The organism is Mycolicibacterium neworleansense, from assembly GCF_001245615.1.
Lineage (GTDB): Bacteria > Actinomycetota > Actinomycetes > Mycobacteriales > Mycobacteriaceae > Mycobacterium > Mycobacterium neworleansense.
The window spans coordinates 1,447,210-1,461,022 of record NZ_CWKH01000001.1; the positions used below are offsets into that span (position 1 = coordinate 1,447,210).

The following is a 13,813-nucleotide window of genomic DNA, read 5'->3' on the forward strand; positions in this document are numbered from 1 at the left end:
ATGCCCAGCCAGGTCCTGTCCACGTATCGGCTCCAGATGCGTGGGGACTGCTGCACATTCGATGACGCGGTGAACCTGCTCGACTATCTGGACGAGCTGGGCGTTTCGCATCTGTACCTGTCGCCGATCCTGACCGCCTCGCATGGGTCCACTCATGGCTACGACGTCACCGATCCCACCACGGTGTCGGCCGCACTCGGGGGCCCGGACGGGCTGCGCCGACTCTCGCAGGCTGCCCGGTCCCGTGGCATGGGGTTGATCGTGGACATCGTGCCCAATCACGTCGGTGTCGCCCAGCCTGAGCAGAACCGCTGGTGGTGGGACCTGCTGACGCACGGCCGGGCCTCCGCCTATGCCGACTACTTCGACATCGACTGGGATCTCGACGGCGGGCGGATCGTGTTGCCGGTGCTGGGTTCCGACGACGACGTCGCCGATCTGGCGGTCGACGGGGAGCTGCTGCGACTGGGTGACCTCGTCTTCCCCGTCGCACCCGGCACCGGGGGCGGCACCGGCGCCCAGGTACATGATCGTCAGCACTACCGACTGACGGGGTGGCGCAACGGAATCTGCGGTTACCGGCGCTTCTTCTCGATCACGTCGCTGGCCGCGCTGCGGCAGGAGGACCGTGCCGTGTTCGACGCCAGCCACGCCGAGATCAAACGCTGGTTCGATGAGGGCCTGGTGGACGGCCTGCGCATCGACCATCCGGACGGATTGTCCGACCCCGCAGGCTATCTGCGGTGGTTGCGTGAGCTCACCGGCCCCGGCGCCTGGATCGTGGTGGAGAAGATCCTGGCCGCCGATGAGAGCCTCGACGCGTCGCTGCCCGTCGACGGCACCACCGGGTACGACGCACTGCGCGAGATCGGTGGACTGTTCGTCGCCCCGTCCGGAAAGGTCAGGCTCACCGCAGTCAGCGGGCCCCCGGACCCAGACGCCGAACGGACGCTCAAGACCGCGGCCGTCACCCACACCCTGGCCAGCGAACTGAGCCGGTTGTGCCGTGCAGTCACGGCGGTGACCGGACAGCACGACGAACAGCTCCCGACCGCCGTGGCAGCGCTGATCAGCAGGATCGGCGTGTACCGCAGTGACTATCCGGCCCTGGCGACGATCCTGCCGGTGGCCTTCCAGGAAACAGCTTGTGCGGCGCCGGAACTCACCGACGCCCTGAGCGCTTTCTCGGTAGCCCTGTCCACCAGCGCCGAGGTGGTGTCGCGGTTCAACCAGTTGTGCGGCGCGGCGACGGCCAAAGCGGTCGAGGACTGCCTGTTCTACCGCGACGCCCGCCTGGTGTCCCTCAACGAGGTCGGCGGTGCACCCGAGTTGTTCGGGGTGTCGGCAGCCGAGTTCCACCAACGGACGACGACACGCGGCCGCGCCTGGCCGGCAGCGATGACGACCTTGTCGACCCACGACACCAAACGGGGTGAGGATGTCCGCGCCCGCATCGGGGTGTTGTCCCAGGTGCCCGTCACATGGGCGGACTCGGTCGAGCGGTGGGCAACGCTGACCACTCCCCCTGATCGGGAGACGGCGCTGTTCCTGTGGCAGAACATCTTCGGCGTCTGGCCCGTCGACGGCAACGTCACCGACGAGCTTCGTGTCCGGCTGCACTCCTACACCGAGAAGGCCATCCGGGAGGCCGCCACCCGCACCTCCTGGCATGACCCCAGCGTGGAGTTCGAAGACGAGGTGCACGGTTGGCTGGACCGGGTACTGGACGAACCGGTCGCTGCCGAACTGACAGCGCTGGTGAGCCGGCTCGACGCACACGCCCGAAACGACAGCCTTGGGCAGAAATTGATCCAGCTGACCGCCCCCGGGGTGCCCGATGTGTACCAAGGCACCGAATCTACGGAGGACAGCCTGGTCGATCCGGACAACCGGCGCCCGGTCGACCATGCCGCGCTCCATGATGCGTTGGCCCGTGGTGACGATGACAAACTGCGGGTCACCAAGGCGGCGTTGACACTGCGTCGCGCCAGGCCGGATACCTTCCTCTCCGGCGACTACACACCACTGCCGGCCACCGGTAGCACAGCGGCACACCTGGTGTCATTCCTGCGGGGAGAAGATGTGGTGGTGGCCGCGTGCAGGTGGACCGTGGAATTGGCCGAAACCGGCTGGGCCGATACGGTATTAGCGTTGCCCGACGGCCAGTGGACGGACCGCCTCAGCGGCCGGCGCTGGGCCGGTGCGGTGCCGGTGGCCGGGCTGCTCGCCGATTCGCCGGTGGCGCTGCTGGAGCGCACCGATGACTGAATTCGCTGTGTGGGCGCCCATACCGGACCGCATGCGGGTCGAGGTGGACGGAACACTGCACGAGATGACCCGCTCCGCCGACGGCTGGTGGCGCGCTGAGATCAGCTGCGGTACCGACGCCCGGTACGGGTTCGTTCTCGACGAGGACGACACGGTTCTGCCGGACCCCCGCTCAGCACGTCAGCCCGATGGCGTCCACGGACGCTCGCAATTGTGGCAGCCGGCACCGGATGCGTGGACCGACGCCGACTGGGCGGGCCGGTCCATCTGCGGTGGGGTGATCTACGAACTTCACACCGGAACATTCACTCCTGAGGGCACATTCGATGCCGCGATCGGCAAGCTGGACCATCTGGTCGAGCTCGGTGTCGATTTCGTCGAGTTGATGCCGGTCAACGCCTTCAACGGCATCCACGGCTGGGGTTACGACGGTGTGCTGTGGTATGCGGTGCACGAACCGTACGGCGGCCCGGACGGGCTGATCCGGTTCATCGACGCCTGCCACGCACGCGGACTCGGCGTGCTGATCGACACGGTGTTCAATCACCTGGGCCCGTCCGGCAACTATCTGCCGCGGTTCGGTCCGTATCTGTCCTCAGGCCAGAATCCGTGGGGCAGTTCGATCAACCTGTCCGACGCCGACGCCGACGAGGTCCGCACGTACATCATCGACTGCGCGCTGCGCTGGATGCGTGACTTCCGCGCCGACGGCCTGCGACTGGACGCCGTTCATGCGCTGGTGGACACCACGGCGATCCATCTACTGGAGGAACTGGCAGCCGACACCGGTGCGCTTTCCGAAGAACTCGGCCGCCCGCTGTCGCTGATCGCCGAAAGCGATCTCAACGACCCCCGGCTCATCACGCCGCGCGACCGTGGCGGCTACGGCCTGACCGCCCAGTGGGACGACGACATCCATCACGCCATCCATACCGCGGTCTCAGGTGAACGGCAGGGCTACTACGCCGATTTCGGATCGCTGGCCACACTGGCGCAGACGCTGAAGCACGGGTATTTCCATGCCGGTACCTATTCGTCGTTCCGTCATCGCAGACATGGTCGCCCATTGGACACCGCCAGCATTCCGGCCACGCGACTGCTGGCCTACACCCTGACCCACGACCAAGTCGGCAACCGCGCCGTCGGGGACCGGCCGTCGCAACGCCTGACATCGGGCCAACTGGCGGTCAAGGCCGCGCTCGCTCTCGGATCGCCCTATACGGCAATGCTTTTCATGGGCGAAGAATGGGGATCCTCCTCGCCCTTCCAGTTCTTCAGTTCGCATCCCGAGCCGGAACTGGCACGCGCCACCGCCGAGGGTCGCAAGGCCGAGTTCGCCGCGCACGGCTGGGATGCCGACGAGATCCCCGATCCGCAGGACCCCCAGACATTCCTGCGGTCCAAACTGAACTGGGGCGAGATCTCCGACGGCGATCACGACCGGCTGCACCGCACGTATCGGCAGCTCATCGCGTTGCGGCGCACCGAACCCGACCTGGCCGATCCGTGGCTGGACCACATGGCGATCGACTTCGACGAGGACCAGCGCTGGATCGTTCTGCACCGCGGCTCCCTGTCCATCGCCTGCAATCTGGGCACCGAGGAGGTGTCGGTTCCGGTGACCGGGGAACTCGTCGCGGCCTGGGAAGATCCCGACATCGGTTCCGCCGCCACCACATTGGCCGGCCACTCTTTCGCCGTTCTGCGCACCGAGCCCGTTCAGTAGTCCTTCCGCACGCATGTGGTGTCCGAATCTACGGGGGCGCCAAGCGAATTCGTGGGCCGCAATTCGGCGAGCGTGCGCCCAGACTCGTCGACCAGCACTGAGCGAGCCTCGCCCGGCTCGAACGCATGCCGCTCCCCCCACTGGCGCAGCGCCACCACGACGGCAAACAGATCACGGCCAGCCTGGGTGAGCGTGTACACCTGCCGCCGGCCCGATGCTGCCGTTTCCCGGTCGAGGATGTCGCGCTCCACAAGCCGGCGCAGTCGGTCGGTGAGGATGTTGCGCGCGATGCCGGTGCGCTGCTGAAAGTCAGTGAAGGCTCGCGCTCCGTCCATGGCGTCGCGGACTATGAGCAGGCTCCAGCGATCCCCCACCAGGTCGAGCGTGCGCGCCACCGGACAGGTGGGGTCAGTCCAGGTCACGTCATCACGGCGGGTTAGCTCGTCCATCACCCTCCCTGAAGAGTTGCCGTTTGAAACCATTCTGCCGTAGCGTGTTTTTGGTTGCAATATGCAACCAATTGATCGGAGCGGACATGGAACTGACCCTCAGCCTGCGGATGTTCTTCGCCACCGTGTGTGCGGTGGCCGTTGCGACGATCTACGCCGCACAGCCCGTCCTCGCCGGCATCGGCGCCGACCTCGGGCTGCCGGCGGCCGAGCTGGGTTGGATCGTCACGGCCGGACAACTCGGATATCTCGTCGGGCTGGTCATCCTCGTCCCGATCGGCGACATCCTCGACCGGCGCCGGCTGATCAGCGCGCACCTGTTGCTCGCTGCGGTCGGGGTGACACTGGCAGCGGCCGCCACGCAGACCTGGCTGCTGCTCACCGGATTGGCGGTGGCCGGCCTGTTCGCCGTCGTCGTGCAGACCTCCGTTGCCTACGCCTCGGCCCTGTCGTCTGCGGAACAGCGCGGTCGCACCCTCGGTGTGGTGACCTCTGGGGTTGTCATCGGAATCCTCGGTTCACGCGTGGCGGCAGGCGCGCTTGCCACCGCATGGGGGTGGCGCAGTGTGTATGCCGGGCTGGCGGTGCTGCTGGTGGCCCTGGCCTTCTTGGTCCCGAAACTCCTACCGCCTGATCCACGACGCGAATCCCCTGCCTACGCCGAAGTTTTGACGTCGATGACCGGCCTGTTCGGCGACCGGCTCTTCGTCTCACGCGGGCTGATCGCGTTCTTTCTGTTCGCATCGTTCGGGACGCTGTGGAGCGGCTTGGCCCTGCCCCTCACGGCGGACCCGTGGCATCTGAGCACGGCACAGGTCGGCCTCTTCGGAATCGCCGGACTGGCCGGCGCGCTCGGTGCGGCTCGGGCGGGACGCTGGGCCGACAACGGGTTCGCGAGTGCCGTCACGGGCGCGGCGCTCGTGCTCCTTGCCGCGTCATGGCTGGCCATCGGACACGCCTCGTGGTCCCTCGCCCTCGTCGCCGGGGGTGTCATCGCTCTCGACTTCGCCGTACAAGCGGTCCATGTGAGCAATCAGCATCTGCTCACGACTGCCTATCCGCACCGCACCAGCAGCGTCATCGGCGGCTACATGTTCTTCTACTCGCTGGGCTCCGCACTCGGCGCCGTCGCCACGACCGCGGTGTTCTCCGCTGCGGGATGGGCGGGCTCCAGTGCCCTCGGCGCCTCGTTCGCGGCGTGTGCGCTGGTCGTCTGGGCAGTCAGCCGAGCGGCCCACCGAAAAGGCGAACCTGGTTCACGCCGTCCGTCGCCGGCTGCGTGCGCCGCAGTCGCAGAAAGAACTTCTTGCCGCGGGTGATCAGGTCAGATACCGGTAGGTCGGGGAGCCCGGTTCGAGCAGTTCGACGTGAATATCGGAATCCTCCATGCGGGCCAGCAGACCCTCCAGGTCCGTCGCGGCACTCAACTCGACCCCGCACAGCGCCTCCCCGGTCTCCCGGTTGTTGCGCTTGACGTACTCGAACAGGGTGATGTCGTCGCCGGGCCCGAGAACCTCATCGAGGAAACGCCGCAGTGCCCCGGGCTCCTGCGGGAAGTCCACCAGGAAGTAGTGCTTGAGGCCCAGGTGCACCAGTGACCGCTCGACCACCTCGTTGTAGCGGGAGACGTCGTTGTTTCCGCCGGAGATCAGGCACACCACGGTGGACCCGGGCTCGATGTCGGCCTCCAGCAATGCCGTCACCGACAGCGCACCGGCGGGCTCGGCGATGATTCCGTCGTTCTGGTACAGGTCGAGCATCGCGGTACAGACTGCGCCCTCGTCGACCGTGGTGAAGGCGACCATGTCACCGGCGGCGGCCAGCGCGGCGTACGGCAGCGCTCCGGCCCGCGCCACTGCCGCACCGTCGACGAACTGATCAACGTGCTCGAGGGTCACCGGTTCACCCGCCGCCAATGCGGCGATCATCGACGCGGCCCCCGCCGGCTCCACGCCGAGCACCGATGTGCCGGAGGCGCGCTCGGCGAGATATGTGGTGATTCCGGCGATGCAGCCGCCACCGCCGACGGGGACGATCACGAGCTCCGGCTCCTGGTCGAGCTGTTCGAGGAGCTCGGCGGCGATGGTGCCCTGGCCTGCCATCGTGCGCACGTCGTCGTATGGCGGCACGAGCGTGGCCCCGGTGCGGGCGACATCCTCCAGCGCCGCGGCGGCGGCCAGGTCGTAGGTCGACCCGACCGCGATCAACTCGATGAACTCCCGGCCGTGGTAGCGGATCCGGTCCCGCTTCTGCTTGGGGGTCTTGGCCGGCACATAGACGCGGCCATGGGTTCGCATCGACCGGCACGCCATGGCGAAGCCCTGGGCGTGGTTGCCTGCCGACGAACACACCACACCGGCGGCCAGTTCCTCGGGCGAGAGCTGGGCCATCAGGTTGAACGCCCCGCGCGCCTTGTAGGACCGCACCGCTTGCAGGTCCTCACGCTTGAGGTAGACGTTGGCGCCGGTCGCTTCCGAAAGGCGCTCGTTGAACTGCAGCGGGCTGCGGGTGACCACCCCGGAAATTCGCTTCGCGGCCTCGTCGATGTCGGCCGCGGTCAGGGGCGCGGCCAGCGGGGACACTCGGGAGCCTTTGCTCAAATCGGCAGTCACCGTTCAATGGTGCCACTGGCCAGCGGTTTCACTGCACCTGGGTAGGTGAGGGCGCCGAGATCGCGGTGCCGGCATCCCCGCACCGGCCGCATTCACGGCGTGTGGTTGAACAAACTCCGAACTGGGAAAACAAGCACCGTGCGGCACATTCAGCGCAAGGTGCAGCGAGCGGGAGCGCGCACCTTGATGGCCCTGGGGCTGGTTGCCTCCGCGTGTGCGACGCCGACCGGCAGCCCGGCCGATGCCCATACCGCGCGGGTGGTGATCAACAACCAGGAAATGCCGACGACCTACACGGTGCAATGCACGCAACTGTCCTGGCTGTGGACCATCGAAACGGTGCCGCAGGAACCGGGCTTCACCGCGATCGTCCAGACCGGGGGCACCGTCGAGCCCAAGGTCATGCGGATCCAGGGCCTGACCGGTTTCACCGGTAGCGCGCAGGCGCAAGCGCCGGACACCCAGGCCAGTATCGAGGGCACCACCTTCCACCTGAGCGGCACAGCGCACGGCTCCTTCGCCGATCGCCCCACCAAACCGGCCGACGTCCAGTACCGGGTGGAAGCCCACTGCTGATCGACCGAGCAGAACGACACGCCTCATCCCAGGTTTCGGCTGGCCGAAATCATTGTTGCGAGCTATCGTCAACATATGACCACCGCCGGGAACTTTCGTAGCGTCACCTCCCGGGCCGATCACCAGGTCGACATCGCCGGGGTGCCCTGGCCGACCTACAAGCTGATCGCCCTGGCGATCGGTGCCTTGGTGCTCGTGGTCGTAGGCGCGGCCACGATGAGTGCGGCACCGGCCGTACTGTCGTCCGCCGCGGTCACTCTTCTGGTGTGGCTCGGACTGGGCCGCATGTCACCCTCTGATCACTGACCTTCGAGCAGCCTCCGCAGCGTCTCCAGGTCGGCCGTCACCGCGGCGACATCCGCCTCCAGCTGTTCATCGGTCATCCCCGGCCGTTGCCGGACTGTGAACACCACTTCACACGCCGTGGCGTCCAACCCGGCTGGAATGACCCTCATCGGGTTGTAGACGGCCTCTCCTGAGGGCAGGCGCACCACGTGATCGAGAACGCCGAGTGTGTTGGTCGGCGTGAATTCGACTGTGACCTCACCCATCGGCGAATCCGCCACCCATCCGCGCGAGGTGAGGCGCAGTCCGCCCTCGGCCAGTCCCGCGGCCCACGTGACCAACTGCCGCGGGTCGCCCGCATACGCGTATACCGCGTCAGGGGCGACATCGATCCAGACGCTCACATGCCTGCTACGCATGGTTCCACCGTAGGCCGCCCGCAACTCACTGCGCACCCCGGCGCACCGCGCGGACGAGGTGAAACCTGTGATCGCAAGGGCGGTAAACGTTTTCGCCGATCTGTTCAGTCGCGCACCGGGTGTACGGTCGGGCTTGTGGGTATTGCGACGGCGGGCCTGACGCCGGTAGAGGAAACGGCATTCCTGACCCTGTACGCCCGGGCGCTCGACAGCCGGTGGGCCCGCCCGATCCTCGGTGACACGATGGCCGACGAGACCGTCGGCCAACTCGACTACGACTTCGCCGGCTTCGGGGTGCAGACCAGCGTGGTGTGCCAGACAGCGCTGCGCGCCAAGATGCTCGACGACCGGGTGCGTGCATTCGTGACACGCCATCCCGACGCCGTCGTGGTCGATCTCGGCGGCGGTCTCGACAGCGGCGTACACCGCGTCGCGCCGCCGGCCATGGTCGACTGGTACAACGTGGACCTGCCGGGAGTCAGCGAACTTCGCGAGCGCGTGATCCCGCCGCTCCCCCAGGCACACATCGTCGCCGCATCGTTGGCCGACCCGGATTGGACCGACCCGATTCCCGCCGATCGCCCGACCATGTTGGTGGCCGACGGGTTGTTCGCATTCCTCACCGAACCGGTGATCGTCGGCATCTTTCGCCGAATCACCGAGCACTTCACTTCCGGCGAACTGGCGTTCAACGATTACGGCCGCATCGGCTGGATGAGCCGGGCCGCGCTCAAGTTCTTTCCGGCCAAGATGTTCAAGGACGTCGGAAGTCAGTGGGGCTACCCGGGTTTCAAAGACGCCCACCACCCCGAGACCTGGAACCCGCGGCTGCAACTGGTCGAGGAATCCAGCCTCACCCACGAACCAGAGGTCGACCTCTTTCCCGGCGCGCTGCGGATCGCCACACGAGCCAGCGGGCTCAGCAAGGCCACGGCCCGCAAGGCGCGCATCCTGCGTTACCGCTTCTGACCCAGTCGTGCGTCAGGCGGGCAGTTCGTGATGAATGCCGCAGGTACACAATTCGATTGACGGACACGTGCAGCGCATACCCCACTCGATGATGGCCCGCGCCTGCGCCAGCGACTCCAGTTGTGCATCGATCTCGGCCAGTTTGGTCTGTGCCAGTTCCCGGGCCACGGGCCGGCCCGGGGTGTCGTCTTCGAGCAGCAACCCGATCTCGGTCAACGAGAATCCGGCAGCCTTGCACAGTCTGATCACCTCCAGCCGCATCAGGACCGACTCTTCATAACGGCGCTGCCCGCCCACGCGCCGCGGTGCAGGCAACAGCCCGACCTGTTCGTAGTAACGCAGCGCGGTCTGGGCGATACCGCTCCGCTGCGTGACATCTCCGATGGTCAGCGTCGTGCCCATCTGCCCTCCTCGTCGAGCTTGACTTAGAGTCAACTCTAAGTCGTTGACTGGACGCATGCCACAAACCGACACCACCCTTGACACCCTCGGCCGCTCCCAGTACGCCCTGCTGCGCACCTTCCGCCGGGACGGGACCGCCGTAGACACCCCGATCTGGTTCATCCTCGATGGCCGAACGGCCCTGTTCCGCACCAAGATCGGACCGAAAACCCGCAGGGTCACCGCCCGGCCCGATGTCGAACTGGTGGTCTGTGACTACAAGGGCCGTGCCACCGGTTCCGACTGGCTGACCGGCACGGCCACCGTCCTGGACGGCGAGCGAGCCCAATCGGCCAACCGGGCCCTGCACCGACGCTACGGATGGCAGTGGAACATCATGCCGCTGCTGAAGATCCCCGGCGTCACCAACGTGCACAGCGACCTCCCCTTGCGGGAAAAGCTGCGACGGGCACGCAATCGGGCGCTGTGGCCCGACAGTGCCATCGTCAGTGTGGAACTGGCCGCTACCCCAGGCAGCCGGGACCGAGCAACGCCTTGAGGTCACCCATCAAGGCCGAGGACGGGGTCACCCGCAGCGACTGATCCAGCTCCAGGGTGGTGATCCGCTCACCGCTGATCAGCCGGAGATGCACCTGCGAGGTGCCGGGATGATTGGCCAGGACCTGCTTGAGCGCACTCACCTTGTCGATCGTGCACTGACGGGTGGGCAGGCTGACCGCCAGCGGGCGGTCAGCTTGCGCACTGCTGAAGTCGGGCACCACCAGTTCGTGGGCGATCAGCGAGATCCGGTCATCGCGCGCGGCCACTTTCGCCTTGACCAGCACCACGACGTCATCGGCGATCTCGTGGCCGAACAGCGAGTACGTCTGCGGGAAGAACAGCACCTCGATACCACCGGTGAGATCTTCCAATTGAGCTGATGCCCAGGGCAAGCCGTTCTTGTTCACGCGACGGTTGACCGAGGCCAGGATGCCGCCGACCACCACCTGCGCATCGTTGGCGATGTCGCCGTCGAGAATTGCCGGGATCTGGGTGTCGACCTGGTTGGCCAGCAGGTGGGCTACTCCGTTGAGCGGGTGGCCGGACACGTACAGGCCCAGCATCTCCCGTTCGAGGGCGAGCTTGTGCTTGTCCTCCCACTCCTCCTCGGGCACCTTGATGGTGAACACCGCATCCGTGCCGCCACCGTCGTCGGCACCGCCGAACAGGTCGAACTGGCCCATGGCCTCGGCCTTCTTGGTGCCGAGCACCGAGTCGACGGCGTCGGTGTGGACCAGGAATAGCCCCTTGCGGGGGTGGCCCAGCGAATCGAACGCGCCGGCCTTCACCAATGACTCGGTGACCTTCTTGTTGCAGGCCGCGATATCGATCTTGTTCAGATAATCCGAGAAGTCGGCGTACTTGCCCTTCTCGGTTCGGGTACTGATAAGCGAAGCAACGACATTCGCACCGACGTTGCGGATCGCACCCAGACCGAACCGGATGTCGTCGCCGACCGAGGCGAAGTTCTGCACCGACTCGTTGACGTCGGGCGGCAGCACCGTGATACCCAGCCGCCGGCAGTCGGCCAGATACACCGCGGCCTTGTCCTTGTCGTCACCGACCGAGGTGAGCAGGCCGGCCATGTACTCGGCGGGGTAGTTGGCCTTGAGGTAGGCCGTCCAGTACGACACCAGGCCGTAACCGGCCGCGTGCGATTTGTTGAACGCGTAGCCGGCGAACGGAAGAATGGTGTCCCACAACGCTTTCACCGCAGCCTCGGAGAACCCGTTGGCGGTCATGCCTTCCTTGAAGCCCTTGTACTCGGCCTCGAGCACCTCAAGCTTCTTCTTACCCATGGCCTTTCGGAGCGCATCGGCCTTACCCATGGTGTAGGAAGCGACCTTCTGCGCGATGAACATGATCTGCTCTTGGTAGACGATCAGGCCGTAAGTCTCGGCCAGGATGTCCTTGAGCGGTTCCTCGAGCTCGGGATGGATCGGTTTGATCGCCTGACGGCCGTTCTTACGGTCGGCGTAATCGTTGTGGGCGTTCATGCCCATCGGGCCGGGGCGGTACAGCGCCAGCACCGCCACGATGTCGTTGAATCCGGTGGGCTGCATGCGGCGCAGCAGGTCACGCATCGCGCTGCCGTCGAGCTGGAACACGCCCAATGTGTCGCCGCGGCCGAGCAGCTCGTAGGCGGCCGGATCGTCGAACGGCAGCGTGTCCAGGTCCAGGTCGATCCCCCGGTTGGCCTTGATGTTCTCCAGGCAGTCACCGATGATCGTCAGGTTCCGCAGGCCCAGGAAGTCCATCTTCAGCAGACCGATGGCCTCGCACGACGGATAGTCCCAACCGGTGATGACCGCCCCGTCCTGGGGCCGCTTCCACAGCGGGATCGCGTCGATGAGCGGCTCGGAGCTCATGATCACCGCGCAGGCGTGGACACCCGCGTTGCGGACCAGACCCTCCAGACCGCGTGCGGTCTCGAAAATGGTCCGCACATCGGGGTCGGTGTCGATCAGGGTGCGGACCTCGGCGGCTTCCTTGTACCGCTCGTGGTTGGGATCGGTGATCCCCGAGACCGGGATGTCCTTGGCCATGATGGGCGGCGGCAGCGCCTTCGTGATCCGGTCGGCGATCGCGAAACCGGGCTGGCCGTAATGCACGCGGGCCGAATCCTTCAGCGCCGCTTTGGTTTTGATGGTGCCGAAGGTGATGACCTGGGCCACCCGGTCGCTGCCCCACTTGTTGGCCGCATACCGCAGCATCTCGCCGCGGCGGCGGTCGTCGAAGTCGATGTCGATATCGGGGGCGGACGGACGTTCCGGGTTGAGGAAGCGCTCGAACAGCAGACCGTGCGGGATCGGGTCGATGTTGGTGATGCCCAGCGCGTAGGCCACCAGCGAACCGGCCGCGGATCCGCGGCCCGGCCCCACCCGGATCCCGACCGAGCGGGCGTAGTTGATCAGGTCGGCCACGATCAGGAAGTAGGAGGGAAAACCCTTCTCGCAGATGACCTTGATCTCGTAGGCCGCGCGGTCCGTGTACTCGGCCGGCACCGCCGCGCCGCGGAACCTGCGCTCCAGCCCGGCCTGCACCTCGTGGGTCAGCCATGAGTTCTGGTCATGGCCGTCGGGCACCGGGAACACCGGCATGCGGTCGGTGGGTGTCCAGACGTCGGCGTAGGACTGCACCCGCTCACCGATGAGGACCGTGGAATCGCAGGCACCCGGCACCTGCGAGTCCCACAGTGCGCGCATCTCCTCGGCTGACTTCAGGTAGTAGCCGTCGCCGTCGAACTTGAACCGGTTCGGATCCGACAGGGTCTTGCCGGTCTGGATGCACAGCAGCGCCTCGTGGTTCTGCGAGGCCTCACGGGTGACGTAGTGGCAGTCGTTGGTCGCCAGCGGCGGGATGTTGAGCTTCTGCCCGATCTCCAGCAGGCCCTCGCGGACGCGGCGCTCGATGTCGAGGCCGTGGTCCATGAGCTCGAGGAAGAAGTTCTCGGGACCGAAGATCTCGCGCCATTTGGCGGCCGCTTCCAGCGCCTCCTGACGATGGCCCAGCCGCAGCCTGGTCTGCACCTCACCGGACGGGCAACCGGTGGTCGCGATGATGCCGGCGGCGTGTTCGGCGATGATCTCGGCGTCCATGCGCGACCATTTGCCGAGCTGACCCTCGAACGAGGCCAGCGACGACAGCTTGAACAGGTTGCGCAGACCGGTCGCGTTCTCCGCGACCATCGTCATGTGGGTGTAGGCACCGCTACCCGAGACGTCGTCGCTCTTCTGGCTCGGGTCACCCCACTGGACGCGCTTGGTCTCGAACCGCGACGCGGGCGCGATATACGCCTCGATACCGATGATCGGTTTGATCCCGGCCTTGGTCGCCGAGTTGTAGAACTCGCTGGCGCCGAACATGTTGCCGTGGTCGGTCATGCCGATCGCCGGCATGCCCAGACGCTGCGCCTCGGCCAGCATCGGGGTGATCTTCGCGGCGCCGTCCAGCATCGAGTACTCGGTGTGGTTGTGCAGGTGCACGAAGGACCCAGAAGATGAACCGCTCATAGGGATGCCAGTCTATGGCGCCCCACCGACACCGCCGCGCGTGTCGCTACGCGTG

Annotated in this window: 12 protein-coding genes; 7 read left to right on the forward strand and 5 right to left on the reverse strand. The window is 66.4% G+C overall.

Annotation, left to right across the window (positions count from 1 at the left end):
• On the forward strand, positions 1-2,268 hold the full coding sequence (gene treY, locus BN2156_RS06790) for a malto-oligosyltrehalose synthase (RefSeq protein WP_090511669.1): 2,268 nt from the start codon (positions 1-3) through the stop codon (positions 2,266-2,268).
• A complete protein-coding gene (treZ, locus tag BN2156_RS06795; RefSeq protein ID WP_090511671.1) occupies positions 2,261-3,994 on the forward strand; it encodes a malto-oligosyltrehalose trehalohydrolase in 1,734 nt (577 codons plus the stop codon). Before treY ends, treZ begins: the two co-directional genes overlap by 8 nt.
• On the opposite strand, the gene BN2156_RS06800 is transcribed toward treZ, so the two are convergent.
• Complete coding sequence (locus BN2156_RS06800; protein WP_090511674.1) at positions 3,988-4,443, reverse strand: winged helix-turn-helix transcriptional regulator; 456 nt, start codon at positions 4,441-4,443, stop codon at positions 3,988-3,990. The two genes, treZ and BN2156_RS06800, sit on opposite strands and share 7 nt — an antisense overlap.
• Before the next feature lie 86 nt (positions 4,444-4,529).
• Here BN2156_RS06800 and BN2156_RS06805 point away from each other — a divergent pair, with 86 nt between their 5' ends.
• Positions 4,530-5,762 (forward strand): MFS transporter, encoded by a 1,233-nt coding sequence (locus BN2156_RS06805; RefSeq protein WP_090511677.1) that lies wholly within the window; start codon positions 4,530-4,532, stop codon positions 5,760-5,762.
• Here the strand turns inward: BN2156_RS06805 and ilvA are convergent, their stop codons facing one another.
• Positions 5,763-7,055: a threonine ammonia-lyase IlvA gene (gene ilvA, locus BN2156_RS06810; RefSeq protein ID WP_090511679.1), complete on the reverse strand. Its 1,293-nt coding sequence runs from the start codon at positions 7,053-7,055 to the stop codon at positions 5,763-5,765.
• A 138-nt stretch (positions 7,056-7,193) separates the two neighbouring features.
• Here ilvA and BN2156_RS06815 point away from each other — a divergent pair, with 138 nt between their 5' ends.
• Positions 7,194-7,631: a lipoprotein LpqH gene (locus tag BN2156_RS06815; RefSeq protein WP_235625230.1), complete on the forward strand. Its 438-nt coding sequence runs from the start codon at positions 7,194-7,196 to the stop codon at positions 7,629-7,631.
• 75 nt (positions 7,632-7,706) lie between these two features.
• On the forward strand, positions 7,707-7,937 hold the full coding sequence (locus BN2156_RS06820; protein WP_090511682.1) for a hypothetical protein: 231 nt from the start codon (positions 7,707-7,709) through the stop codon (positions 7,935-7,937).
• Here the strand turns inward: BN2156_RS06820 and BN2156_RS06825 are convergent.
• Positions 7,931-8,335 carry an SRPBCC family protein gene (locus BN2156_RS06825; protein WP_090515588.1) on the reverse strand — a complete coding sequence of 135 codons (405 nt, stop codon included), beginning with the start codon at positions 8,333-8,335 and terminating at the stop codon, positions 7,931-7,933. The genes BN2156_RS06820 and BN2156_RS06825 overlap by 7 nt on opposite strands.
• Positions 8,336-8,470: 135 nt before the next feature.
• Here BN2156_RS06825 and BN2156_RS06830 point away from each other — a divergent pair, with 135 nt between their 5' ends.
• Positions 8,471-9,304, forward strand: coding sequence for a class I SAM-dependent methyltransferase (locus BN2156_RS06830; protein WP_210436577.1), 834 nt, complete (start codon positions 8,471-8,473; stop codon positions 9,302-9,304).
• 12 nt (positions 9,305-9,316) lie between these two features.
• On the opposite strand, the gene BN2156_RS06835 is transcribed toward BN2156_RS06830, so the two are convergent.
• Positions 9,317-9,706: a MerR family transcriptional regulator gene (locus BN2156_RS06835; protein WP_090511688.1), complete on the reverse strand. Its 390-nt coding sequence runs from the start codon at positions 9,704-9,706 to the stop codon at positions 9,317-9,319.
• 55 nt (positions 9,707-9,761) lie between these two features.
• On the opposite strand from BN2156_RS06835, the gene BN2156_RS06840 reads away from it, so the two are divergent.
• Positions 9,762-10,244 (forward strand): PPOX class F420-dependent oxidoreductase, encoded by a 483-nt coding sequence (locus BN2156_RS06840; RefSeq protein WP_090511691.1) that lies wholly within the window; start codon positions 9,762-9,764, stop codon positions 10,242-10,244.
• Here the strand turns inward: BN2156_RS06840 and dnaE are convergent.
• Positions 10,210-13,758, reverse strand: coding sequence for a DNA polymerase III subunit alpha (gene dnaE, locus BN2156_RS06845; protein ID WP_090511693.1), 3,549 nt, complete (start codon positions 13,756-13,758; stop codon positions 10,210-10,212). The two genes, BN2156_RS06840 and dnaE, sit on opposite strands and share 35 nt — an antisense overlap.
• Between the last annotated feature and the right edge of the window lie 55 nt (positions 13,759-13,813).